The sequence below is a fragment of the Bacteroides sp. FSHCM14E1 genome (genome assembly GCF_019633785.1).
Lineage (GTDB): Bacteria > Bacteroidota > Bacteroidia > Bacteroidales > Bacteroidaceae > Bacteroides > Bacteroides hominis.
In genome coordinates, this window is record NZ_JADKYL010000002.1 from 259441 (window position 1) to 285098 (window position 25658).

The following is a 25658-nucleotide window of genomic DNA, read 5'->3' on the forward strand; positions in this document are numbered from 1 at the left end:
AAGATAGCATCTGACGATGCTCCTTTCTAACCATTAGCATCGAAGAATAAATTGAAATGTAATGAAAAAGATATTTAGTACAGCACCAGATGGTAATGAAATGGCCGATATGGCAAATGCACGCTACTTTAATTTGGCTATAAAACAAATTGAAGAAAATGCAGAATGGTTAAAAACAGCCAACAAACCAACACAAGCTCTTTTAGCACACATTGAAATACTAATTATGCTTGCAAAAAGATTTCCAATCGATGCAAATTTGAGTATCAAAAAAGACAAAGTTCAAGAATGGAAAAAGACGTTTAATGACTGGTTTGAGCGTGTGGGAAATAAAATTCCTACCAAATTCAGGGACGGTATAAAAGCCAATGGTGATGAACTATTTAAAGAATTGGAACAATATGGACACTAAAGATTTTGAAATGAAAATTCAACCTTTCTTTTGGGTTGATCATGAATCGACAGCTTCAGTATGTCTGAATGTTGGAGAATACAAAGCTGAAATCTTCGAAGCAAGAGAGGACGAGGGCTTTGAGGGGAACGGCTATGACTGGGAGTCCTTAGCTCGTGTCTTTGTGGAAGAACAAGTACCAGAATTATCGGATAAAATTGATTTTGATTCTGAAAGTAGTATGTTTTGTGCCTACTCAAAAGATAAAGAGGCATTGAAAAGCTTTATTCTACAATTCAAGGAAGCGTGTGAAAACCATGTATTGATTATGGATTTGTTTTTTCGTGCTGAACTTGATTAAGAAACGATGCTAACAAACACCTGTGCCGCCTAATGGCGGCAAGCTGCAAACCATTAGTAATAACTTGATAAACATAAACGAAGTATGAATGTAAATGAGATTATTTCTAAAATCAACAATATGAATCTTCAATCCGAAGAAGATTTGCAAGAGGTAGAATCTGTTTTAACTGAAATGGATAATGCTTTAATTGAGCCTTTATTTAGATTGCTTGAAAGGCATCCACATTTCAACTTTGGCAATCCCGGTCGTGTAGTCCATTATTTGGAAAAATTTGATGATGGCACTTACGCTCCGTTTTTATATGCTTCTATTCATAGAGTGCCTACTGAATATAATATATGGATGCTTAACAGATTCTTAAACTCTCTTGACACTTCCGAAAAATCAGAAGGCATAGATATTTTAGAAGAAACATTGCAGAAAGATATTGATGAAGGACTTAGAGAATGGGTAAATGAATGTTTGGATGAACAGAAAGAGGAATGAATTATTACTAACAAGCCAAGTTAGCTGCTGAACGCAGCTCCTTGTCAAGCCATTAATATTAAATCTGTTATGAGTTGGTATAAGTATTGGTATTACACAATTTTCTTTATTTATGATTCCTTTGGTAAAGACAGAGAACAGAATAAGGCATTTTCTGTGGTGTGTTTTAGTTTTATCATATATATGATATATAGCTTATTGGGAGCTTATACAAATATGATGCTTGAATACTCAATTCTAAAGTATATTGCGCATCCTTGTTCACATTTCATTTTTATAATAATGATTTATTGCTTTAATGGATTCTTGTTTTGGTCGGAAAAGAAAGCAAGGATAGGAAGAAGCATTTATCGGGAAAAGAATGAGAAAAAGAAGAATGTGATTTGTATCATGCTAACATTAGTGATTTTTGTAATATACTTTATTTGTGCGTTTTCTTACAAAGGAAAATTTATGTATATACCAAATTGAAATACCCAACAAAACAATATTAACAAGGAAAGATAACCCCTAAACGGTGTTCCTTTCCAACCCATTAATGGTAATTAAGTATGATAGATTATTTATTTTTCAAATTTTATAGGCTATGGAAATACAGTTCTTATTCCGAAATAGCGGTTTATGCAGCTTTGTTAATTCTCGCTGTATTTCTGAATTGTAATATTCACACAATATGGGGAGTATTGGAACAATATAAAATATTGCCTTATCCAACGCGAACAATGTATAATGTGTCTTTAGGGCTGATATTCATTCTTTTATGTATTCGTTTCTGCTGGAAAAGAAGGTATAAAGCTGTCATAGAGAAGTTTAATGAAAAGCCTAATAAGAATAATCTATTGATACTTATATTATACATTTTCCTTTCGTTGTTTCTCTTTGTTTTAGAGGCTTTTTATAGTAAAGGGAAAATATAAATATACCATTAACAACGCAGGATAACGGCAAGCCGTTCCCTGCTGAACCATTATCAGTAATTAAATAGTGTAACATTATGAATATATATGAAATTGGACAAGACTTTGATAATTACAAGTTCTTTGTATTCAAGGAAGATGATGAGTCAAATAAAGGCGTTTGGGATTATAATGGTCAATCACTTATTAATGAGTGGAAAGGGCTTAGTCTGGAACTGTTTAGAGATAAAAGGAAAAAGAAAGACAAACGAAGTGAGGAGTTTGATGCATCTTGTTATTTTTCCGGTTGTCTGATAGTAAATAAAAGAACTTCCTTATTACTCTCTGAAAAGCTGAAAGGGCAAATAGAAGTTTTACCTGTCAATGTGGACGGGAACGCTTCAGGTTATTATTTTATAAATGTATTGAATACAGTCGATGCCTTAAATATAGAGTCCAAGAGCAATGAAGAAATCTTGAAGATGATGAGGGATAATAATGGTATTTTCAATAAAGGAAATATCGGTTCATATATCATATTTCGGGATAGTCTGTTTAATAACAATTATTATTGCACAGATGAATTTGTAGATTTTGTGAAGCAAAATTCAATCACAGGATTAAAATTTACATGTGCAGGTATCACAAAATAAATCACTGATAACAAGCCAAGTTAGCTGCTAAACGCAGCTCCTTGTCAAACCATTAACATCAAAAAGCAGTGTACCATAATGGAAACAAGAGATAAACTTTTTACAGAAGAACAGTATTTGAAGCAACTGAAAATGTATGATGAAGATATTAGTTATTATGAACAAATGCATCTTTCAGGAAAACATATAGGTTACGATTCTTTGTTCAATTATAGGCTTCGTTATTTATTAGTACAGTATTCTATGGGACAGGATATTGATAAGCTGAAAAACAATTATGTGAAAGCCCTCAAAACAATGCCGAGATTTTGGACGGACAACGGATTTTATATTGAAATGTTGTGGCTTCTGTCAATAGGCATTATGTTGGATTACGAAGACGACCTTATACATGGTCTGGTGCAACTGATAAAAGACAGAGAAGCTAAAGACTATATTTATGATACATTGATTAGATACAGATTTCCTGATTGGGAAAGGACAACAAACCAAGTATTATATCCGTCACCCTATCGAATTGCTATCACTGTTACAGAGTTGGCTGAACAAGACAAAGCAGAAGCGGTGAAACGATTGGAAAAATACCTCAAAAAAGAATGGTATCGAGGACATTCTGATTTATCTTGGCATGACGACCATAAATATGGTATCAACCATGACGGTTATTGGTGTTTTGAAAGCGGTGCATTGGTCAAGGTCTTGGGGCTGGATGATAGCAGCCTGAAAGGGTTGCCCTACTATCCATACGACATGGTACACTGGAATGACAATATTAAATGAAGAAAAGGTATGAGTTACTCTGTTTGTGCATATTTGACAGAAGCCGATAAGGTAAAGTCTGTTTATGGAACTTGTGATAATCAGCTTATAAACCAATTAAAGGTTGCGTTGAAGCAGGAACTTGACACTCTGAACGATTATTTCAGCGATAGCCTGAACACGGATAAAGATGCTTATGCAGCGTTGGCAGATATAGTGAACGGAGAAATCCGTTATCCCGAAATTGCTTTCATGTACGGGTATGTATATGAAAAGATTTGCAACCATTATGGAACGCAAATCTACTGTGCGGAAAACCTTTGGCAATTGGATAGCCAAAGTACATTCATCCCTATTCCATTGAGCAGTGATTTTCCCTATATCATCAGCATACCCGTTTCAGATTTGGAGAGCAAGCGGACGGAATACACCTCACTACAAGAGGGTAACGGTATCGGAGATTATGATTACGAGCAGGAAATGGACGACTTGAATTTCATTTTCGATGAAGCCGTTGAAGCGCAAAAAGACCTTGTTATTATGGTGTATTGATATGGTACACTGGAATGAGAATAAAATATGATGTTAACGAAGCAGGATAACGGACAAGCCGTTCCCTGCTAAACCATTAATCAATATGAGTAACCTTATCACAGTAAATAGATTTGGAAAAGTTCTGATATGGGTATGGAACAGATGTATAAAGAAAACTGCCATTCCTTATGAAGAACTTGATTTCCATTACCCCGATTGGGCTTTCATTATTACAGGTTGTATCTTTTTCGGGGTTGTGGTAGGTGTTACCCTGTTTTATTTTGCTTTTATAAAACAATAGACTATTTACAATGAAAGCCCGACTTAAATACCCGATATTCAGCTTTGCCCCCAAAGGCAACATGATATACGTGTTTCGCAAGGAAGAACTGTACACAACGACCAATACCGAGTTGTTGAAGAAGCGGAAGAACTACATTGTAGTGGATGCAACCGGGACGAAATATGTTGAAAAGGGGGCGCACAAAGTGAAGTGGCAAGGGATATTCGGATATTGTATCAGGATGCAGGGACGTGTGATTTCCATTGAATACGAGTACGGGGACAACCCCGAACCGTTCCCACTACGAAAACTGCAAGAACTGGTAGCGGAACGATACCCCAAGACACGGTGGTTCAAGGAAGAATGCTGGAACAGCGCAGACGAGTTCCGGCAAGCGATTTTCGCCTGCAAGACCTTTGAGGAAGTGGCGGACATACTGATGCCCGAACGAAAAACGAGCGTTTGGCAGCGCATTGAAGAATATTTCCTGCGGGCAGGTTTTCTTATGCTTGCCGCCATGTTCCTTTATCACGTGGTTTGGCGGCTAATCCAAAAGTTTTGGCTATGGGCTACCGGGTAACGTACAGAAAACAAATCAATTTATTCAGATATGGAACAACGGATTACATCATTATTGCTTCCCGCTCCCGAAGCGGAGTTGGAAGCGTCCTGCAAGGAACTGGACGAAAAGGTAACATGGCTGCTGCACAACAGCCGGAAAATGGACAACTACTTGGAACTTGAACCGTTCAGCAAGGACGTGCGGCTGTGCGCCCACGTGTGCGACACGCTCAAAAGCCTGCCGGAAACGCCGACACTGGCGGCATACAAGGACTACAAGGCAATCATTATCCTGCTGGGTATGTCCACCACCCATTACGCCATACTGGACGAACTGGCGGAACAGCACCGCAAGCGGGACGAGATACCCGAACTGACCGCCTACTGCGATGCGCTCCACTGGATGCGACCGGGACGGCAGTACCTCTGCAACGTGTACAACACGGTATGCTGCTACGGAGAAACCCGGTAAGGGACAACCGCCTGCTGGTGACGGAAAAGGAACTGCGCCACGCCGAACGGATGCTGCCGGAGCTGGGCAGGCAGACATTCACCGAAATGGTGCGTCTGAAAGGCTACATGGTCTATGATGCCGAGCAACTGGCGGACAAATGCGGCATGGAATACGGCTCGTTCCGACGGAAGGTAAAGAAAATGACCGGGTACACGGCTAAGGAATGGGTGATAAAGGAGCGTGCAAAGGACGTGGAACACTACCTGAAGAACACCAACCTCACGCTTACGGAAGTGGCGTTCACCACGGGGTTCGCATCGACATCGAACCTGAACGACTTCTGCAAGGCTTACTTGCTGGACACACCGGGCGAGATACGCAGAAAAGCGCAGGAAACAAGAAAATGCACAGTTACAAGAACGTAATGTGAAAAATCAAGAATAAAACAGATTTTTTATGCCCGTAACTTTGTGCTTCATAAAAGATAAGCACAAGGTTATGGAACATAAGATACCGTTGGAAACATACTTCGCCGGACTGCTTCAAAAAGTGGAATGGCAGATACAGGAATACGAGGACACCGCAGCGGACACGCTGACGCTCTGCCGCCTGTGCGTGGACTACCTGCAAGAGATACTGGGCGAACTCAAAAACTTTATAATCTCCTACCCGTTCGCCAGCACGGAAGAGGAAATACACTTCTTCAAGGAACTGAAACCGCTTTTAGCGAGCAAAATCATCTATTACAACACCGTTTACAAGATAGAGGTGCGCTTCCCCAGCGGCAGCGAGGAAGTGCAAAGGGACTACCTGCTGTCGGAAACCGACCGGATTTCAAAGTCGTTCCAGCGGAACTTGGCGTTCTACCAGTACCACCGAACGAAAGCCACCTACTTGGACAGGCAGTATTTCATGCGTGGGAAGCCTGACATACAAATCATCGTGGACAGTTTCTATTACGAAACAGACCCACAGTTCAGCACCAGTCACGATTTCAAGGTAGCCAAGATTTTAGCCAACGAACTGCTGGAAATATACCTCACCAACCGTCTGCACGAGCTGGAACGCCGGGAACAACGCAAGCGGGTGAAGAACGGCTTCATGGGAAAGGTGTTGCGCTGGACGGGGACGAAAAGGGCGTTGGTGGAACTTATCTACGCACTGGACGCCTGCGGCTGTCTGAACAAGGGGACGGTTGATATTAAGGAGATTGTAGCCTACTTTGAATACGTGTTCGACATCGACCTCGGCGACTTCTACCACACCTACATGGAACTAAAAGCCAAGACCAAAGACCGAACGGGCTTCCTCTCCACCCTGAAAGACAGGTTGCTGATGCGCATGAGGGAGCAGGATTAGGCAACCGTGCTTTAACAAAATTTATTTCGCCACAGGTGGGTACATCTGTGGCGTTTTATTTTTCAGGACACCCGAACTTTGCGGCAAATCAATCAGTTACCGTTATGGAAATAATAACATTCGAGTCCAAAGCCTACAAGGAACTGGACAACAAGATTACCGCCATTGCCGACTACATCTTCAACCACATGGAAACGGCAAGGCAAAGCGAGGAAGACATGTGGGTGGACAGCTACGAGGTCTGCACGTTCCTGAAAATAAGCGAAAAGACCCTGCAACGCCTGCGGGTGTCGGGAACTATCGCCTATTCCAACATCAGGGGACGCTACTTCTACAAGGTCAGCGAGATACGCCGGATGCTGGAAGAACGCCTGATAAGGAGCAACAAGGAGAACATCGACAACCTGATAACCAACCACCAGTTGTATGCTAAGGAAAGAGGAAATCTTAGAAAGAACAAGTAACGGGCTGGCGGTGTTCAAACACTACCTGCCCGGCAATTGGCGCATAGGTCGCAACTTCCTTAACCCGCTGTACGAGGACAGCAAGGCTTCCTGCAACATCTATTTCGACCGCCGGGGCGGTATCTACAAGATGAAAGACTTCGGCAACGACAGTTACAGCGGCGACTGTTTCTTCCTCGTGGGGCAGTTAAAGGGGCTGGACTGCAACCGGGCGGCTGACTTCGTGGAGATACTGGAAATCATCGACCGGGATTTGGGCTTGGGGCTGGCTTCCGGCATTCCGGTTTCCGTTCCCCCGGCAACCGTCTGCCGGGCAGTGCCGGACAAACCCGAAGAAACGCCCGAAAAGCCCGTCAAGCCCTACCAGTTCCGGGAACAGAAGTTCCCGCTTGCCGAACTGGTGTACTGGCAACAGTACGGCATCACGCCCGAACTGCTGGAACGTTACAAGGTCTGTTCGCTCCGGGAATACAACAGTGAAACGGCAGAGGGCAAACCGTACACCTACACTTCATCGGTGGCAGAACCCATGTACGGCTACAAGGGCAAACAGCACATCAAGCTGTACCGCCCGTTCTCCACGCCCCGTTTCCTCTACGGCGGCAGCTTCGGTGAGAACTACTGTTTCGGGCTGGAACAACTGCCAGCCAAAGGCGACACGCTATTCATCACGGGCGGCGAGAAAGACGTGCTTTCGCTGGCGGCGCACGGTTTTCACGCTATCTGCTTCAACAGCGAAACGGTGACAATACCGCCCACGCTGGTTTATCGGCTGACATTCCGGTTCAAGCACATCGTCCTGCTCTTTGACATGGACAAGACGGGCAGGGAAAGTTCATGCAAACAGGAAAAACTACTGGAAGAATTTGGAGTGAAACGCCTGCTGCTCCCGCTTCCGGGAACGAAAGAGGAAAAGGACATATCCGACTACTTCAAAGCCGGGAACACCCGTGAAGATTTCCTGAAACTGTTTATCGAATTTTTAGACAACCTGTATAGCGACACATTGATTATGCTTAAATCATGCGAAATAGATTTCAACAACCCGCCCGCCAAAGCGCAAGAGATTATTTCGGCGGGTGACGTTCCGCTGGGGACACAAGGCAACCTGTTCGGCATCACCGGGGGCGAGGGAACGGGAAAGAGCAATTATATAGCCGCAATCGTGGCGGGCTGCATCTGCCCGGCTGGTGCGGAAGTAGATACGCTGGGCATACAGATAACCGCCAACGGCAAACACAAGGCGGTCTTGCTCTACGACACCGAACAGTCGGAAGTGCAACTGTTCAAGAATGTAAGCAACCTGCTGGCACGTGCCAAACAGCCGGACAAACCCGATGAACTGAAAGCGTTTTGTCTTACCGGCATGTCACGCAAAGAACGCCTGAACGCCATTGTACAAAGCATGGACAAGTTCTACTACCAGTACGGCGGCATCCAGTTGGTCGTCATTGACGGCATCGCAGACCTTGTTAAGAGTGCCAACGATGAAGCGGAAAGCGTGGCGGTGATAGATGAACTTTATCGGCTGGCGGGTATCTACAACACGTGTATTCTGTGCGTGCTGCACTTCGTCCCCAACGGATTGAAACTGCGGGGACATTTGGGTAGTGAGTTGCAGCGTAAGGCGGCTACAATCCTTTCGATAGAGAAAGACGAAGAACCCGCCCAGTCGGTCGTGAAAGCCTTGAAAGTAAGGGACGGAAGCCCGTTGGACGTTCCTTTGATGCTCTTTGCATGGGACAAGGAAGCGGGGATGCACGTGTACAAGGGCGAGAAGCCCCGTGAGGAAAAGGAGAAGCGCAAGGAAAGGGAACTGGTGAATGTCGCACGTGACATCTTCGGGCGGCAGACACGCATCACCTACATAGACCTTTGCGAGCAGTTGCAGCAGGTATTGGACATCAAGGAGCGCACCGCAAAGAGCTATATCCGCTTCATGCGGGAAAGGGACATCATCACCAAAGACACGGCGAACCAAAGCTGTTTTGTCATCGGTTCATATCATCTTCAAAGGAACGCAAGCTGCCCGTAGGCGTATGGGCTGAACTTGTGTATTTTTAGGTGCTTGTGTCCTGCCCTGTTGTGATAACACGGCAGGATTTTTTCTGTTTGCACGTGATTTTTCAGGGTATTTGCTTAACTTTGCAGAAGTTACACGGAAAAGTAACGGCAGTTGGACGGCGGTTGCCGGAATATTGCCTTTATATATAACATATACGTTCGCCGAACGTCCCGATGCGAAAACTGGCACTTTTCAAAATGTGGGGATATTCAGCGCAGGATATGCTATGCGTTTGTCATAGCGTGGCTGCACTGTTTCCACATTTGGGTATGCCAGTACCTCGCATCGAAACAGCGTCATGCCACGCTTTCTTTTTTGGGGTTGCGGCTAACGTGCCAAGACAGTAGGGATTTATATCACTTTAATACCTGATAATATGGAACAAATCAAAGCGCACATCGCCGTATCGCTGGACGGGCATACCGCCACGCCGGACTATGAACTGGACTGGATGCCCCGTGAGGTCAAGGAACTGGCGGCAAGGGAACACGCCGCCGCAAGCTGCCTGCTTATGGGGGCGAACACCTACAACTACATCTTTGAACACTGGGGCGGGTGGCCGCACAAAAGCAAACGGTCTTTTGTGGTGTCACACTACGACACCAACGTTACACCGGACTGCGGGGTGGAGTTCCTGACCGAAGAACCGCTGCAAAGGGTTTATGAACTGAAACAGGAAACCGACATGCTGGTGGTGGGTGGCGGCAAGCTGCTTACTTCATTGATTAAAGCCGGACTGCTGGACAGCCTGACAATCTACACCGTCCCGGTCATGGCGGGCAAAGGCATCGGTTTTGTCGGGGAAACATCCGGCTCGCTGTGGAAGCTCTCGGAAAGCAGGGTGCTGGATAACGGGGTGGTCTGTTCGACCTACCTGTTTGGCGGGAACATATAAAAAATGCGCCCGGTTTCCCTCCGGGCGCAACCACTAAAATTTCAATTATTATAAGCTGTAAAACCTATCACAATGAAATTTCAGCGGCAAAGATAGGCTATTTCTTCGGTTTCGCTTTCTTTTCGGGGAATGAAAAACCGACATTGAACTGCTCGTCCAGTACCAGCGAAGCATCGAAAGCCTTGCCGTTCTTGCCCTTGAAGCCCTTGATTAGCCCGGTCTTGTGTTTCGTCACCAGCTCGACAATCTGCTTGTCGGAAAGCTGTTTGTCGCACTTGTTGCGGAATATGGTAAGCGTGCAGTCCACGTTGGAACACTTCGCCACTTTCGGGTAGAACAGGATGCGCCCGCTGCCGCATTTCGGGCAGGGGCAGGTTTCACCAGTAGCGACAGATAGCTGCACCGATAGCAGTTCTGCGGTGATTTGCGTTGCGTACACCTCGATGCCCTTCCGGAACGTGTCGGCATCCATGCTGCCCGCTTCTATCTTGGCAAGGGCGGTTTCCCACATGCCCGTCATTTCGACATCGGCAATCTTCTTGTCCTTGACAATCCCATAAACGGCAAGCCCCTTGTCGGTAGGCACAAGGTTCTTCTTCTCACGCACGATGTACTGGCGGGCGAACAGCGTTTCGATAATCGCCGCACGGGTGGCGGGCGTGCCTATCCCGGCATCTTTCAGGCTGGCTTTCAGTTCGGCATCTTCCAGTTCCCTGCCTGCGTTCTCCATTGCCGCCAACAGGCTGCTTTCCGTGTGCAGCGGTTTCGGCTTGGTCTGCTTTTCGAGCAGATCCACGCCGGAGAGTGGCAAACATTCTCCCTCTTGGAGTGGCGGCAGGCTGGCGGCTTCTTCATCCCCGCCCGTTTCCTGCTCGCCGAACACGGCACGCCACCCGGCTTCTTTCATCACAGACCCTTTCACCGTGAAGTCGGTATCTCCCCCTGACAGCAAGGCGGTGGTAACGTCTTTCACGCACTTGCCCGAAAAGGCTTCCAGCATACGCCCGGCTACCAGCTCGTAAACCGCCCGCTCGTCTTTGGAAAGTTCGCCGGGCAGGTTCTCGGTAATGATTAAGGCGTGGTGGTCGGTCACTTTGCCGTCATTCACGCTGCGGCGGTTCAGGGGTGTGCCGTCCAGCCCGGCGGCATACCCGGCAAAGCGGGAGTATTGCCCCAGCAGGGCGACACGTTCCGGCATTTCATCGAAAACGTCCTCCGGAATATAGCGGCTTCCGGTTCTTGGGTAGGACATCACTTTCTTTTCATACAGGCTTTGCGCTATGGAAAGCGTCTTGTCAGCCGAGAAGTTCAGCTTCGTGTTCGCTTCCTTTTGCAGCGTGGTAAGGTCGTACAAAAGCGGCGGTTCTTGGCAGGCTTCTTTCCTCTCAACGGATTTAACCACAAGTTGCCCGGCATCCTTTACCCGTTGCAGGGCGGCTATGGCTTCGGGCTGCTGTTCCCACTTGGCGGTCGATTGGGCGGTAAAATTTATTCCCCCGCTGGCAGTCGCCGCTTTGAGTTGCCAAAACTTGGCGGGTACGAAATTCTTGTTCTCCAAATAGCGGCTGCATATCATCACGAGCGTGGGTGTCTGCACCCTGCCCAGCGAGAACACCCCCTGCCCGGCGGCAACGCTCAACGCTTGGGTGGCGTTTATCCCTATCAGCCAGTCCGCTTCGCTGCGGGACTTGGCAGAGAAATAGAGGTTATCGTAACGCTCTCCCGGCTGCAAGTTATCCAGCCCCTCACGGATTGCCTTGTCGGTAAGGCTGCTTATCCACAGGCGCACAAATGGTTTCCGGCAGTTCAGGTAATGGAAGATATAGCGGAAGATTAACTCACCCTCACGCCCGGCATCGGTGGCGACAATAATCCGGTCGCACTGGTCGAACACTTCCTTTATCACTTTCAACTGTTTCAGCACGCCGGGGTCTGCCTTGTAACCTTTCTCCGCTTTCACCTGACGGGGGATTAATTGAAAATCGGGCGGCAGTATGGGCAGGCTCTCCCTGCGGAAGTTCGCCACGCCGTAGGCTTCCGGCATGGCAAGCTGGATTAAGTGGCCGAACGCCCATGTCACCATATACCCGTTACCGGAAAGATAACCGTCATTACGCCCGGTCGCCCCGATGATGCGGGCGATGTCCTTTGCCACGCTGGGCTTCTCTGCTATCAATGCAATCATAATTCTTTACTTTTTAATGGTGGATATTACATTTTCATTCCTCTGGACTTCTTGGGCTTGTCAGCTTTCAGGCTCTTGTCCTGCGCTTTCTCCTGCTTCTCTTTCTGCTTGGCGGTGGGCTTGTCCTGACCCTGTTTCAACGGCTCTTTGCCCTGCTTGGTGGCTTCGTTGGTCTTGCCCCCCGAATTGACCGCTACCTGCGTCCGGCTCTCGGCGGTGGGGGTAACGTCTTTCGGCTGCACCTTGTCGGGGGATTTGCCCTGTGCGCCGGGCTGTACATGACCGTTGAACTCAACGCCCTTGCCGTCCTTTAGCCCGGCGACCTGCCGCTCTGCGGGCTGCTGCCACTGCTGCAAGAACTGGACGGCGGCACGGGGCAGGAACTCCAAGCCACGCTCCACCGCACTGACCTGCAAATAGGCACTGCGCTGCGTGCCGTCCCTGAATTGCAGGTTTTCCATTTTCACCGCTTGCCCGGCTTCAAAGGCGGCTTTCTGTTCCGGGCTGACTTGCACGTTACAGATTGTATCGGGGCATTTCCACTTGTCAGCCCGCATATACTCCAGTTCGTGCGTGTACCTGTCCCGGCTGACGAACACGGGGATTTGCTCGCCGCTTTTCGGGTCTTTGATTTCAGCGATGCCGCCCAAGTTGCCAGTGCCTTGCAAGTTGCCCTGTTCCTGCTTGGTGAACTCGTGTTCATGGAACGGGCGTTGCAACAGTTTTTCGTCCTGCTGCACGCCGTGTAGCTTGGGTACTACCGTGCCGTCCTTTGCCTGATAGAAAGAGATCTTGACATCGGTAGGTTTGAGATAGAAGCCGCCCACCGTCCCCGAAACAGTGTAAGTGTTGCGGGACTTGTAGCCACGCATCACCCGGTCGAAGTCCCTCGTGTTTTTCAGGGTGTCGGCGGTGATGCCGACTTTTTTCAGGTTCTCCCAGTCGATTTTTGACGGGTCGAAGCGGTAGCCCTGCTTGAACTCGTGGAAGTCGGGCTTCGGAACTCGAAGCATTTCAGCCCGCTTGTCACCCTCCGGTGTAGGGTTGCGGTGGTTGTCCTCGATTGCCTTTGCGTCCCGCTCCGCTTCGGAAGCCTTGACGCTGAACAGTTCCAGCCCGGAAGTGTCCTGATACTTGCGGTAGAAGTTGGAAATGAAGTTGCTGAACACATCGCTGTTCTTGTCCACCTGCATGAACTCGCCGCCGTGTCCGGTAGTGGGTGGCACGGTCTGCAAATTGCCGTCCTTGTCGATACCCTTAACGGCACTCACCTTTCCCTGCTGTTTATCCAAGACCAGCAGCACGTCTTTTTCCTGCCCCTCTGCGGGCGGGGTCATTCTGTTTGCCATAAATAATTGGAATTTTAGTGGTTACGGGAATAGTCCCGCCCAAAGGTAGCGACTAAATATGCTATATTTGGACGGGCGGCAAGGACTGTCCGAATTTGTCCGGTACTGTCCCAATTTGTCCGAGTGAATAAAAAAATATCCAACCAATAGTTGGAGAAATAAAAAACATCTTCGGCAAAATATTTGTTATGTTTTTTCAGGTGATTACATAATATACTATCTTTGCTTCATAGAAACAAAGTACATAAATATGGCTTCATTCAGGAAAGAGATACTTGGGCAGATTGAACGGATAGATACCGGGCGTATATTCACGTTCCGGGATTTGTCGTTTGAAACGGAAAAGACCGCCAATGTTGCGGTGCTACTTTCCGAACAGAGCCGCAAAGGGGTACTGGTACGGGTTGAAAAGGGGGCGTACTATCGTCCCAAGAAATCAGTGCTGGGACTGGGAAAGCTGCCTGTCTATCAGGATGAACAGTTCCGCTATCTGACTGAAAAACTGAACGGCTATATCACGGGTGCTTACGTCTATAACAAAATGGGGCTGACCGAACAGGTAGCCACAACCATAACGATAGCCACTCCTAACCCGGTTCGCCGTTTCCGTTTCAAGAACTTGGATATAGAGTGCGTGAAAGCCTACTGCATGGACTACCCGGATGAAAGCCTTGTCCCGTACTTGCGGCTGCTCGATGCGATAAAGGACATGAAGCGCATACCCGGAACAACCGGGCAGGACATCTACAACCGGGTCAAGAGCCAATATTTCAACGGGTATAGCCTGCTGGAACTGGAAAAAATCGTATCTTTGGCGAAAAGTTACCCGCCACGTGTCAGAAAGGTGGTGGCGGACATACTGGGCGACATCAGACAAACCGTATTGCAAACAGAAATGGCAAAGACCATTCTTCCCACGACACGGTTCAACTTGGATTATAAAACAAGAAAAACGCAATTAAGATAAAATATTCAACCAATGGTTGCGAAATTAAGCATAAAAAAGAGAGTGAAATCAATCACTCTCTTTCGATGAACCCTTTGTGAACCCTTTTAATGGTTTTCAAATGCTTGTTAAACAGGAAGTTCAGCATTTCATAAAAGCAAAAACATTCAATTATGAACCCTTTGTGAACCCTTTAAGTGTATAATGAGTGCCTTTTCCTGTTGTTCCTTGTATTTCCAGCCAGTTATCCAGTTGCGACAAAATTCGATAAGCAGTAGTTTTACTGGTATTTAACAAATTCTGCACATCTGAATTATTTATACTCCCATTTTGGGCGGCATACTCAATAATGGGTATATACCTTTCATCCACTCGCTGCGCCAATAGCTGCGAACGTATATCGGTATAATAGGTAATCATCAGACCGCTTAACATTTCAAGTTTGGGTGGCAACAACTTGTATGCGCTGACAGCTTCCAAGATACGCTTGTAGCCACGTCCCCAGCTTTCAATATCCCCGCTTCTGAAAAAGGCGTTGGCGATTAGCGGGTTATAGGGAGAGGACGGGTGGCTTTCAAAAAGTTTTTCGGTCGTCCAGCTTTCCGGTAACTGTCCGGCGTTCCAAAAGGTGATATGGTCGGGGAACACGCTAATCTGAATGGGTACGGCACTGGCATAGTCTTTATGTGCCACACAATTCATCAGTGACTCCCTGATAGCTTCCACCGGGAACTGCGGTGTTTCACGCCGGGAAATTCCCTCGTATGATATATGATAAATCAGGTATTTGGTCTTTATCAAATCCATTGCCTTATCCACCTGCTCCATTAAAGAGCCGTGAACCTCGTCCTGAAACTCCAAGTTACCCTTATCATCCCGGAAGAAACCTATCTTGATATAAGCCCCGGTTACAAAGCGTTCCGGGTCGGGGTGGAACAACAGCAAGGCGGCACGGGTCGGACGGTTGGTTTGGGTGTCAATCAGCCGCAAATCGTGCAGCAAATTTTCGGTAGTATCTTTCAACACATCTTCGTCCACACGCCCGCTTCTCGCCGCTTCCTTGCGGAAACGGTTCAATGCGCCGGGGGAAAGTTCCTCTATGCCTGCCCACTCTATGGGAAACTCGTCCCAATGCCTGCCAGTACGTTGCAGGATAAAACGGTTCAACGCCGCACCTTTCAACTCCTGTTTCGTGCTGCCGCTGCGATAGTGGTACTGACCTTTGTAATTGATAGGATTGGAATAAGGCGGTACGTCAATCTCGATATATTTCAGCCCGTTTTCTTCCAGCAGGTTCACGTCCACGATGATACCCAGCACGTCACGCACTTTGTTCGGTATATCCTCCAGCAGTTTGTCGGCATCGGCAACGCCGACTACCTTACCGTTGTCATTCATACCTATATATATCTTGCCGCCTGTGGCGTTGGCAAAGCCGCATATCCATTTCAGATACTCGTCACGCCAGCTTTCTTTCCATTCCGTATTTTGGTTTTCATTCATAATCATTTCTTTGTCTGCAAAATTAGTAAAAATACTGTCTGTCAGGAAAGAATATCGGTTATTCTTCCTCTTTTATAAGGTGGCATAGCTCCGGGTCGTTCTTAATCCGGGTTATCTCGTCCTCGACAATCTGCCGGACTTCCTGACGGATGCGGTCATAGTTGGCTTGTATCTCCTCCTGCATCCGGTCGTTGCCGTCCTTGTCGGTGAAGTCGATTATCTGCGGCAACTTCACGTAACGGGCGGTTTCCCGCTTCACCTTTTCATTGTCCACCACGATTTCACAGTGGAAAATCTTCTGCTCTATCCGTTCATCGAAGTTGTCCGCCACAGCACCCACGAACATACCTTGCGTGAGGTTGGATATTTTGCTGGCGGGTATCAGGCTGTCCATTTGGGTGCTTATCGAGGTGGATTTTTCCCGCTGGTTGATTGTCATGCTCTGCCGTTTCTGCAACACCTTTCCGAAACGCTCGGACAGTATTTTTGCCGTTTCACCGACTACCTGACCGCTGAACACGTTGCCCACCGTATTTTGGATTACACGGCTTTCCTTGTCCCCATAGTCACGGGTAAGCTGGCTGTAATCCTGAAAGCCCAACAGAACCGCAACCTTGTTGCTTCGGGCGGTGGCAATCAAATTATCAAGCCCACGAAAATATATAGTCGGTAATTCATCTATTATCACCGAACTTTTAAGCTGACCTTTCTTGTTTATCAGCTTCACGATACGGGAATTATATAATCCCAGTGCCGCCGAGTAGATATTTTGGCGGTCAGGATTGTTACCGACAACCAAGATTTTAGGCTCTTTCGGGTTGTTGATGTCAAGTGAAAAATCATCGCCCGTCATTACCCAGTAAAGGGCGGGTGAAATCATCCTTGAAAGCGGGATTTTCGCACTGGCAATCTGCCCCTGCAACTGTTCAACTGCCGAACTTTCCCAAGCATCCACGAACGGGGAAAGATAGTTTTCCAGTTCGGGATAACTGCGCAAAATCGTGAAAACATCGGCGTATTTCTTGTTCAACAACTCTATGGCGTGCGGGAACGTGCAATACCTGCCGCCCTGATAAATGCGCAAGTACCAAATAATGGCTGCAAGCAGGATAATCGGGCTTTCCACGAAGAAGTCGCCCTGCTTGCTTATCCAACTTCGATTGAGGTTAAGCATTATCGTGTAGCTTGCTTCGTAGGCATCCGCAATGTCCGACATGAAACTGGCGTTTATCGGGTTGCATCGGTGGCTCTTGCGTGGGTCGTCAAAATTGATAATGTAGAATTTGGGCTTTACCTTATACCCGTCCAAGTGGTTAAGCAAATGATTATAAGTGATTTCCGATAAATCGGGAAACTTATAATCATAGCAGTAGAGCGCAAAACCTTTCTCGATTTGCTGTTTTATGTAACTATTTACCACTGCATACGATTTGCCGCTGCCCGGCGTACCCAACACAAGGCTGGCACGGAACGGGTTCACAACATTTATCCAGCCGTTATTCCATTTCTTCTTATAGTAGAACCGGGTAGGCAGATTTACCGAATACTCGTTCTCGATAAGCCTTGTTTCCTGCATGAAACTCTCGTTCTCTGTATTAAAGACATCATCCATTAGGTTGTTCTTCAACAACCGGGACATCCATGTACCCGCCATGAGCATACAGATATAGCCCGCCGATAGCGTGGCGATATAAAACACAGTGTCCGCCGTATGTGGCAGCGGAAGTTCCAGCAGCCACCAGTTCAGGAAAAACAACACGACACCCGCCACAAGGCTGCAATGTATCTTCGCCCACGTTATCTTTTCCTCTTTCACGCCCTTAGTGCCGATGCACGACAGGGCGAGGAACACCACCGCAAAAAGTTTCGTCCAAAGGACGGACGAGAACAGCCCGGTGGTGCGCTGGAAGTTCCACAGTATCTTGTCTATCACTTCAAACGTCACTCCCCATTCTTTCAGGGTGGAGTAACAGAACCAGTACACGTTTATTCCCACGAATAGAATACTGACAGCCCGCATAAAGTCCATGACCCTTGCAAGCCCTCTCAAATCATCCTCTTGCTGCATAATTGTATGTTTTTAAGTTAGTCAATGCGCCTTGTGCGCTTCTTTTTCTTCTTTCTCTTTTGGCGGGCGGTGTCCTGCGGCTCGTCACCGCCAGATGCACCGCCGCCCAGCAAACCGCCGAAAGCACCCAGCACGGAAGCCATGCCCGAAACGATGTCGGATTTCGGCGTGAAGCCCGGTTGTTCCTGATGCGTGGGCTGGTCTTGCTGCGGTGCTGACACTTCGGGCTGGTGCATCTTTCCGGTTTCGCCCGAAAAACGTTCGTTGAACACGTTCGCCGAATACTCCTTGCCCAAGCGTGAACCGTTCAGCACCACCCGGCTGTCGTCGTCGATGAACGTAACGCCATAGATGCGCCCGCTGTCATTCTGACGGAATACCACGTCAATGCCCTGCTTCTTTAGCTGTTGTTCCAGTTCCTTGCGGCTGCGGGTAGTCTGCATGGCAGTGGCTACAATCTTCCGGGTGCGCTCTTTCAGTTTCCCGTTCCTGATTGCTTCGCCCGATTTCTCCATTCTGCGCTGCACCGCTTCATAACCCACCGACTTGCCGATGCGGGAAGCCTTTACCGGGTTGCCCGCCTTTTCTCCCTTGTCGTTCATGGCGGAATAGACAATGCCCTGATAGGGCTTGCCGTTCACTTCACCCTTGACTTCCTCGGCGCACACGTTGTAAGCGGCAAGCAAAGCCTTGTACTCCCCGAACGACTGGAAGCGGTAGCCATAGCAAGCCGCTTTCACGGTATTGCCGATTTGGTGCTTCACGTCCCCGGCGGCATAGTCCACCTTTTTAAGTTCCGGGCGTTCGGCACGTTCCTTTCGCTCTGCCGGGTGCAGCCCGTATTTCTTTTCCAGCTCACGGGTGATTTGCTTGCTGCGCCGATGCTCGAACCTGTCATTCAGCGGCTTGCCGTTCTCGTCCACTCGCAACCCCACGATGTGGATGTGGTGGCGGTCGATGTCGGTATGCTTGTACACCAAATAGGGCTGGTCGCCATAGCCCAATTTCCGCATATACTCTTTGGCAATGTCGGAAAGCAGCTGGTCGGTCAGCACGTCTTCCGGGTGCGGGTTTATGGAAATATGAAGTATCGGCTTCTTGGTGGATAGCTGGACGGGCATCTGCATTTCAAAGCTGCGCATACACTCGCCGATAGAGAAATTCCCGTCCTCGCTCAACAGCATCCGGTTGGAGAAAAGCACCTTTGCTTCCCCGCTGTCCACCTTGTTTTGGTTGTAAGCCAGTGCGCCGAACATATTGCCGCCCGTGCTTATTTTGGCAACCATAGTTCCCTGCACTCGTTTGTCAGGTCGATAACCTGACGGTTCAACATCGCCAGTTCGGTGGTCGCTTTCTCCAGTTTATAGAGAAAAGCCAGTGCCTTTTTCTCCGAAAAGTTGCTGTGCAACGCCTTTACGACTTGGTTGTAATTGACTGCAACCGCCCGGAACTGGGCGTAAAATTCGGTCAGCCGGGCGCAATATTCTACTGCCGATTTGTCCACTTTCACCACCCGGAACGGCTCGCCGAACAGCCGGGCGGCGATGAAACGGGACTTGCTCGTAACGCCCGACTGCTCCCATTGCGAGAGGAAGCGGGCATTCTCCCGGTCGTTCAGGTAAAGGACATGGCGATGCTTCGCCGGGTCTGCGAGGGCGGGGCGACCGCCCTTGTTAGGTTTTCTTGTTTCCATGCTTCTTTCAATTAAAAAATTACGACTTCGGAGTGATTTTTACCCCCGCAAGGGGCAAGGCGTTTTCAGGCACGGAAAACGGTTTTGTAGCATACAAAACACACCTTGCTATTTTCTGACGAAAATCGAAATCCGTCACGGACGGATTGGGGTTAGCGTGGAACGGCAAGCCCTGCCGTTCACCAGCCCGGTTTTACACCTTTGCCCCCTGCGGTTCGTTACTCCGCTGCAAAGTAACGGTGATTTATAATGCTGTAAAATAGGCGGTTGGTGGACAAATCGGGACAGCGCAGGACAAATCGGGACACATCTAAAAACGAACGTTTTTTCTCCTTTTATTTGCAGAAGATTTCAAGGTTGAAAGCCATATTTCAAGCAAGAAAGCAGGATAGAAAGCAGGATTTCAAGAAAACGTGATTGCAGGATTTCAATATTTCAAGAAAGAATGAAAGCTGGAAAACAAGATTGAAATAAAACAGTCTTTCAATATTTCAAGATTGCAATATGGAAACAAAGAAAGCTATATGGCTGGATTGATTGAAAGCAATAAATAAATCTATCAACCAATAATGAACGAAAGCAATATGGAAAACGAGAAAACACCCCTTTATGTCGCCTTTTCCACCCAAAAGGGCGGAGTCGGCAAAACCACCTTTACCGTGCTGGCGGCGAGTTACCTCTACTACCTCAAAGGCTACGATGTGGCGGTGGTCGATTGCGACTACCCGCAACACTCCATTGCCGGGATGCGAAAGCGGGATGCCGAGCAGGTCGGGGCGGATGAAGATTACAAGCGAATGGCGTATGAACAGTTTACCCGACTGGGGAAGAAAGCCTACCCGGTATTGTGCAGTTCACCTGAAAAGGCGATTGCAACGGCTGACGAACATATAGCCGCCGGACACGTGCCGGATATTGTGTTTTTCGACCTGCCCGGCACGGTGAACAGCGAGGGCGTGATAAACTCCCTTGCAGGCATGGACTACATTTTCACACCCATTTCCGCCGACAAGGTGGTGCTGGAAAGCAGCCTGTCGTTCGCAATGGCTATCCAAAAGCTATTGGTAAGGAATGAAGCCTGCCGACTTGCCGGGCTGTACCTCTTTTGGAACATGGTGGACGGTAGGGAGAAAACAGACCTTTACACCGCCTACGACAAGACCATTAAGGAACTGGAACTGCCGCTGATGAAAACCTTTATCCCCGATACCAAACGCTACAAAAAGGAACTGGTGGCGGATAAAAAGGCAGTGTTCCGCTCCACGCTCTTTCCCGCCAGCCGCTCGCTGGTAAGGGGAAGCAACTTGGAAGAACTGATAACCGAAATAGTGTACTACATCAAATTAAAATGATATGGCAAAGCAAAGCGGCGGGATGCCGAAGATAGACGAGGATTTCATGAAAGAGCTTATCTCGCAGGGTGTTCCCAGTAAACAAGATAATAATAAGACGAATGATGTACCGCAAGAAACACAAACAGAAACGGTGCAAGTAGAGAAACCGACACCCCGCAGGCGCAAGGGCGGTTCGGGCGACTACCAGGAAACTTACTTTCAGAAAGTGGAACTGGCAGACCGACAGCCCTTGTACGTGAGCCGTACCACGCACGAGAAGCTGATGCGTATCGTGACGGTGATAGGCGGGCGCAAGGTGACGGTAAGCAGCTACGTGGAAAACATTCTGCTGCGGCACTTCGAGCAGTACCAAGACGAGATAAACACCCTGTACGAAAGCCACTTCCAAAAGCCTGTCTGACTATGATAATCTATTGCATACTTACCGGGCTTTTGGTGTACTATATCGCCCTATGGCTGTGGTATCGCTACACGGACAGCCGGACATCAACGGGCAGAACGGATGATGCGCCACTCCCACGAAACGGGGTTTCAGGCTACACGCTGATAGGTGAAAGCCGATACAAGGGCGGACTAATCGGGACAGCGCAGGACAAATCGGGACACCTCCCGCAAGCGGCTGAAAATGATACTATTTTTGCGCCGCAGGCTGACGGACAGCCGGAAGAAAACATTCCGGAAACAGCAGCCGAAGCGGAAGAAACGCCCGGTTACGAGAATGACGAACCCGACTACGAGGACGAGGAAATAGCCGGGTACATGGACGGTGACGATGATACCGGGCGGGCTACGGGCGTGAGCTTCGATGAACTGGGCGAAGCGGTACGCACGGCGAACGCCGACAACCCCACCGAAGCGGAGAAACGGCAAACCGCCGGGACACTGGCAAGCATTGAGGGGACGAACCTCTACGATGCGGTGGTGGAGAACATCAACGGCGGGCTGGCAAAGGTGGCGGAACTGCTGGGACGCAACGAAGCGGAACTGGCTGCGGCTGCTGTCCCTGCCGGAACTGTCGATACAAGCGAGGAACACGAAGCGTTCGACATGAACGATTTCCTATAATATAATAATTATAAGCCTGACAGCATGAAACAACGGGATTACGGTTGATTGGCAACCTGAAAACAAACAGACAAACGGGACTATCCCCGACCACTAAAATTTCAAATTATTCACCAGCCGGGAAAGGCGGACTATCCACCCGCCGCCCGGTATTAAAAACAAATCACAATGAGAAAGAAAATCTTCTTGTCGGCGGCTATACTTGCCGCCGTGGTAAGTGCCTACGCACAAGGAAACGGGCAGGCGGGCATCACCGAAGCCACGAACCTAATCACCGGGTATTTTGACCCCGGAACAAAACTGGTGTACGCAATCGGGGCGGTCTGCGGCTTGATTGGCGGGGTAAAAGTATATAACAAGTTTTCAAGCGGCGACCCCGATACCTCAAAGACTGCCGCCAGTTGGTTCGGGGCGTGCATCTTCCTGATTGTCGCCGCCACTATCCTGCGTTCGTTCTTCCTCTAAAAAGGCGGCAATGTCTGAATATCCGGTAAACAGGGGTATCGGGAAGCCAGTGGAGTTCAAGGGGCTGAAAAGCCAGTACCTCTTTATCTTTTGCGGCGGCTTGCTCGCCGTCTTCGTGGTGTTCATCGTCCTGTTCATGGCAGGCGTGAACCAGTGGCTATGTATCGGTTTCATCGTGTCGGCTTCGCTGCTGCTCGTGTGGCAGACGTTCCGGCTCAACGCCAAGTACGGCACGCACGGGCTGATGAAAGCTGCCGCACGCAAAAGACACCCACGCTTCATTATTAGCCGAAAGGAGATACCCCGGCTGTTCAACTACAAAAGAAGAAAGGAAGAAAGAACATGAGGAATATGTTAAAGGCTACCACGCTGGAAAGGAAATTTCCACTTTTGGCGGTGGAGAACGGTTGCATCATTTCAAAGGATGCGGACATAACGGTGGCTTTCAGGGTGGAACTGCCCGAACTGTTCACCGTCACCAGTGCCGAGTACGAAGCCATACATTCGGCATGGTATAAGGCAATCAAGGTGCTGCCCGACTACTCCATAGTACACAAGCAGGACTTCTTCATCAAGGAGAACTACCAGCCCGACACGGAAAGGGACGAGCTTAGTTTTTTAAGCCGCTCCTTTGAACGGCACTTCAATGAACGCCCGTTCCTGAACCATTACTGCTACCTGTTCCTGACGAAAACGACAAGGGAGAGAAGCCGCCGACAGAGCGACTTCTCCACCCTTTGCCGGGGAAGGATTGTTCCGCAGGAGATAGCCGACAAGGAAGCGGCGGCAAAGTTCATCGAAGCGGTCGGGCAGTTTGAAAGGATTATGAACGACAGCGGTTTTGTCACCCTTACCCGGCTGGCGGCATCGGAAATCACCGGGCAGGACGGAAAGGCGGGCATCATCGAGAAATACTTCTCGCTCTCGCAGACAGATACCACCTGCCTGAAAGACATCGGGCTGTACCCGGAAGAAATGCGGGTCGGGGACGATATACTGTGCCTGCACACGCTTTCGGACGTGGAAGATTTGCCCGGAAAGGTCGGGACGGACTGCCGATTTGAGAAACTGTCCACTGACCGGAGCGATTGCAGGTTAAGTTTTGCCGCCCCGGTGGGCGTGCTGTTGTCGTGTAACCACGTCTATAACCAGTTCATCTTCATAGACGACCACGCCGAAAACCTGAAGAACTTCGAGCAGACCGCCCGGAATATGCAATCGCTCTCCCGCTACTCCCGTGCCAACCAAGTGAACAAGGAGTGGATAGACGAGTACCTGAACGAAGCGCACAGCAAGGGGCTTATCTCGGTGCGTTGCCACTGCAACGTCATGGCATGGAGCAATGACCGGGAAGAACTCAAACGCATACGCAACGATGTGGGAAGCCAGCTTGCATTAATGGAGTGCAAGCCACGCCACAACACCACCGACACGCCCACGCTCTTTTGGGCGGGCATACCCGGCAACGAAGCCGACTTCCCCGCAGAGGAAAGTTTCTACACGTTCTTGGGGCAGGCTCTCTGCCTGTTCGTGGAAGAAACGAACTACAAGAGTTCGCTTTCGCCGTTCGGCATCAAAATGGTGGACAGGGTAAGCGGTCGCCCGCTGCACATCGACATATCGGATTTGCCCATGAAGAAAGGCATCACGACCAACAGAAACAAGTTCATACTTGGACCGAGCGGGTCGGGTAAGTCCTTCTTTACCAACCACATGGTGCGCCAGTATTACGAACAGGGTGCGCACGTGCTGCTGGTCGATACGGGTAACAGTTACTTGGGGCTGTCCCGGCTTATCCACAACCGCACGCACGGCGAGGACGGGATTTATTTCACCTACACCAACGAGAACCCGATAGCGTTCAACCCGTTCTATGTCGAGGACGGGGTATTTGACATCGAGAAGAAAGAGAGTATCAAGACCCTGATACTCACCCTGTGGAAGCGGGACGATGAAGCCCCCAAACGGTCGGAAGAAGTGGCGTTGTCCAATGCGGTAAGTGCCTATATCGAACGTATCACGGGCGACAGGTCGGTAACACCCTGCTTCAACACGTTCTACGAGTTTGTCCGGGACGAATACCGCCGACAGCTTGAACGGAAGAATGTCAGGGAAAAGGATTTTGACATTGACAATTTCCTGAACGTGCTTGAACCGTACTATCGTGGCGGTGAGTACGACTACCTGCTGAACTCCGACAAGGAGCTGGATTTGCTGCATAAACGCTTCATTGTCTTTGAATTGGACAATATCAAAGACCACAAGATTTTATTCCCGATAACGACTATCATCATCATGGAAGCCTTTATAAACAAAATGCGCAAGTTAAAGGGGATAAGGAAGTTAATACTAATTGAAGAAGCGTGGAAAGCGATTGCATCGGCGAACATGGCGGACTATATCCGCTACCTCTACAAAACAGTCCGAAAGTATTTCGGGGAAGCGATTGTAGTCACGCAAGAGGTAGAGGATATTATTTCTTCCCCTATCGTGAAAGAAAGTATCATCAATAACTCGGACTGCAAGATTTTGTTAGACCAGCGAAAATATCTCAACAAGTTTGACAGCATATAGAACCTCTTGGGACTGACCGACAAGGAGCGTTCGCAGATATTGTCTATCAACATGGCGAACCACCCCGGACGGAAGTACAAGGAAGTGTTCTTCTCGCTGGGCGGCACACAATCGGCGGTATATGCCACGGAAGTTTCGTTGGAAGAATATTACACGTACACGACCGAGGAAAGCGAGAAAATGGAACTGTTCGCCCTCGCCGACAAGCTGGGCGGCAACCTTGAACTGGCTATCAAGCGGCTTGCAGAAAGCAAAAGAAATCCCCAATCATCAACAACTTAAAAATTAGGA

The 25658-nt window shown here is 48.6% G+C and carries 24 protein-coding genes and 2 pseudogenes; 20 read left to right on the forward strand and 6 right to left on the reverse strand.

All coding sequences use genetic code 11. The features are described from left to right. Positions 1 to 61 precede the first annotated feature (61 nt). From ISX59_RS04105 to ISX59_RS04165, 13 genes and pseudogenes are all read left to right on the forward strand, one after another. Entirely contained in the window at positions 62 to 412 is a 351-nt protein-coding gene (locus tag ISX59_RS04105) for a hypothetical protein (RefSeq protein WP_074784350.1), read from the forward strand. Beyond that, complete coding sequence (locus tag ISX59_RS04110) at positions 375 to 752, forward strand: immunity 51 family protein (RefSeq protein ID WP_220399570.1); 378 nt, start codon at positions 375 to 377, stop codon at positions 750 to 752. The genes ISX59_RS04105 and ISX59_RS04110 overlap by 38 nt, the downstream gene beginning before the upstream one ends. An 84-nt stretch (positions 753 to 836) precedes the next feature. Next, positions 837 to 1241 carry a hypothetical protein gene (locus tag ISX59_RS04115; RefSeq protein WP_027202915.1) on the forward strand — a complete coding sequence of 135 codons (405 nt, stop codon included), beginning with the start codon at positions 837 to 839 and terminating at the stop codon, positions 1239 to 1241. A gap of 994 nt (positions 1242 to 2235) precedes the next feature. Then, positions 2236 to 2790 (forward strand): imm11 family protein, encoded by a 555-nt coding sequence (locus ISX59_RS04120; protein WP_055295420.1) that lies wholly within the window; start codon positions 2236 to 2238, stop codon positions 2788 to 2790. Between the two features lie 78 nt (positions 2791 to 2868). Next, positions 2869 to 3570 carry a PoNe immunity protein domain-containing protein gene (locus ISX59_RS04125; protein WP_007480240.1) on the forward strand — a complete coding sequence of 234 codons (702 nt, stop codon included), beginning with the start codon at positions 2869 to 2871 and terminating at the stop codon, positions 3568 to 3570. Positions 3571 to 3579: 9 nt separating this feature from the next. Continuing rightward, positions 3580 to 4101 (forward strand): hypothetical protein, encoded by a 522-nt coding sequence (locus ISX59_RS04130; RefSeq protein WP_007480238.1) that lies wholly within the window; start codon positions 3580 to 3582, stop codon positions 4099 to 4101. Between the two features lie 85 nt (positions 4102 to 4186). Beyond that, the gene (locus ISX59_RS04135) at positions 4187 to 4384 is read left to right on the forward strand and encodes a hypothetical protein (protein WP_055295418.1); all 198 of its coding nucleotides are present in this window, start codon (positions 4187 to 4189) and stop codon (positions 4382 to 4384) included. Positions 4385 to 4394: 10 nt separating this feature from the next. After that, a complete protein-coding gene (locus ISX59_RS04140) occupies positions 4395 to 4946 on the forward strand; it encodes a hypothetical protein (protein ID WP_004326093.1) in 552 nt (183 codons plus the stop codon). A gap of 30 nt (positions 4947 to 4976) precedes the next feature. Then, positions 4977 to 5806, forward strand: a pseudogene (locus ISX59_RS04145) (helix-turn-helix domain-containing protein). 31 nt (positions 5807 to 5837) lie between these two features. Next, on the forward strand, positions 5838 to 6740 hold the full coding sequence (locus tag ISX59_RS04150; protein ID WP_004326095.1) for an RteC domain-containing protein: 903 nt from the start codon (positions 5838 to 5840) through the stop codon (positions 6738 to 6740). Positions 6741 to 6775: 35 nt separating this feature from the next. Continuing rightward, on the forward strand, positions 6776 to 7204 hold the full coding sequence (locus tag ISX59_RS04155) for a helix-turn-helix domain-containing protein (protein WP_007845709.1): 429 nt from the start codon (positions 6776 to 6778) through the stop codon (positions 7202 to 7204). Then, positions 7167 to 9239, forward strand: a complete 2073-nt coding sequence (locus tag ISX59_RS04160) for a bifunctional DNA primase/helicase (RefSeq protein WP_007845710.1) — start codon at positions 7167 to 7169, stop codon at positions 9237 to 9239. The genes ISX59_RS04155 and ISX59_RS04160 overlap by 38 nt, the downstream gene beginning before the upstream one ends. Positions 9240 to 9645: 406 nt before the next feature. Further along, complete coding sequence (locus tag ISX59_RS04165; protein WP_004326099.1) at positions 9646 to 10164, forward strand: dihydrofolate reductase family protein; 519 nt, start codon at positions 9646 to 9648, stop codon at positions 10162 to 10164. A 97-nt stretch (positions 10165 to 10261) separates the two neighbouring features. Here ISX59_RS04165 and topB read toward each other — a convergent pair whose 3' ends face one another. Both topB and ISX59_RS04175 read right to left on the reverse strand, forming a co-directional pair. Beyond that, positions 10262 to 12349 (reverse strand): type IA DNA topoisomerase, encoded by a 2088-nt coding sequence (topB, locus tag ISX59_RS04170; protein ID WP_055295415.1) that lies wholly within the window; start codon positions 12347 to 12349, stop codon positions 10262 to 10264. Between the two features lie 26 nt (positions 12350 to 12375). Next, positions 12376 to 13698 (reverse strand): DUF4099 domain-containing protein, encoded by a 1323-nt coding sequence (locus ISX59_RS04175; protein WP_055295414.1) that lies wholly within the window; start codon positions 13696 to 13698, stop codon positions 12376 to 12378. A 250-nt stretch (positions 13699 to 13948) separates the two neighbouring features. Here ISX59_RS04175 and ISX59_RS04180 point away from each other — a divergent pair, with 250 nt between their 5' ends. Beyond that, positions 13949 to 14665: a DUF6088 family protein gene (locus ISX59_RS04180; RefSeq protein WP_055295412.1), complete on the forward strand. Its 717-nt coding sequence runs from the start codon at positions 13949 to 13951 to the stop codon at positions 14663 to 14665. 150 nt (positions 14666 to 14815) lie between these two features. Here the strand turns inward: ISX59_RS04180 and ISX59_RS04185 are convergent, their stop codons facing one another. The 4 genes from ISX59_RS04185 to mobA are packed head-to-tail and all read right to left on the reverse strand — an operon-like array spanning position 14816 to position 19908. Continuing rightward, on the reverse strand, positions 14816 to 16147 hold the full coding sequence (locus tag ISX59_RS04185) for an ATP-binding protein (RefSeq protein WP_055295518.1): 1332 nt from the start codon (positions 16145 to 16147) through the stop codon (positions 14816 to 14818). 58 nt (positions 16148 to 16205) lie between these two features. Then, positions 16206 to 18215, reverse strand: coding sequence for a conjugal transfer protein MobC (gene mobC / locus ISX59_RS04190; protein ID WP_055295410.1), 2010 nt, complete (start codon positions 18213 to 18215; stop codon positions 16206 to 16208). 17 nt (positions 18216 to 18232) lie between these two features. After that, positions 18233 to 19501 (reverse strand): conjugal transfer protein MobB, encoded by a 1269-nt coding sequence (mobB, locus tag ISX59_RS04195; protein ID WP_220575691.1) that lies wholly within the window; start codon positions 19499 to 19501, stop codon positions 18233 to 18235. Further along, positions 19486 to 19908: a conjugal transfer protein MobA gene (gene mobA, locus ISX59_RS04200; RefSeq protein ID WP_055295407.1), complete on the reverse strand. Its 423-nt coding sequence runs from the start codon at positions 19906 to 19908 to the stop codon at positions 19486 to 19488. The genes mobB and mobA overlap by 16 nt, the downstream gene beginning before the upstream one ends. A 569-nt stretch (positions 19909 to 20477) precedes the next feature. Here mobA and ISX59_RS04205 point away from each other — a divergent pair. From ISX59_RS04205 to ISX59_RS04230, 6 genes and pseudogenes are all read left to right on the forward strand, one after another. Next, a complete protein-coding gene (locus ISX59_RS04205; RefSeq protein WP_055295405.1) occupies positions 20478 to 21260 on the forward strand; it encodes a ParA family protein in 783 nt (260 codons plus the stop codon). A 1-nt stretch (position 21261) separates the two neighbouring features. Next, a complete protein-coding gene (locus ISX59_RS04210) occupies positions 21262 to 21663 on the forward strand; it encodes a DUF3408 domain-containing protein (protein ID WP_055295403.1) in 402 nt (133 codons plus the stop codon). 2 nt (positions 21664 to 21665) lie between these two features. Next, positions 21666 to 22328, forward strand: coding sequence for a hypothetical protein (locus ISX59_RS04215; RefSeq protein ID WP_202194701.1), 663 nt, complete (start codon positions 21666 to 21668; stop codon positions 22326 to 22328). Positions 22329 to 22496: 168 nt separating this feature from the next. Next, positions 22497 to 22793 carry a DUF4134 domain-containing protein gene (locus ISX59_RS04220; RefSeq protein WP_004308755.1) on the forward strand — a complete coding sequence of 99 codons (297 nt, stop codon included), beginning with the start codon at positions 22497 to 22499 and terminating at the stop codon, positions 22791 to 22793. Positions 22794 to 22803: 10 nt separating this feature from the next. Beyond that, complete coding sequence (locus ISX59_RS04225; RefSeq protein WP_220575692.1) at positions 22804 to 23139, forward strand: DUF4133 domain-containing protein; 336 nt, start codon at positions 22804 to 22806, stop codon at positions 23137 to 23139. Beyond that, positions 23136 to 25649 (forward strand): annotated as a pseudogene (locus tag ISX59_RS04230) (TraG family conjugative transposon ATPase). The gene ISX59_RS04225 and the pseudogene ISX59_RS04230 overlap by 4 nt, the downstream one beginning before the upstream one ends. Positions 25650 to 25658: the final 9 nt, after the last annotated feature.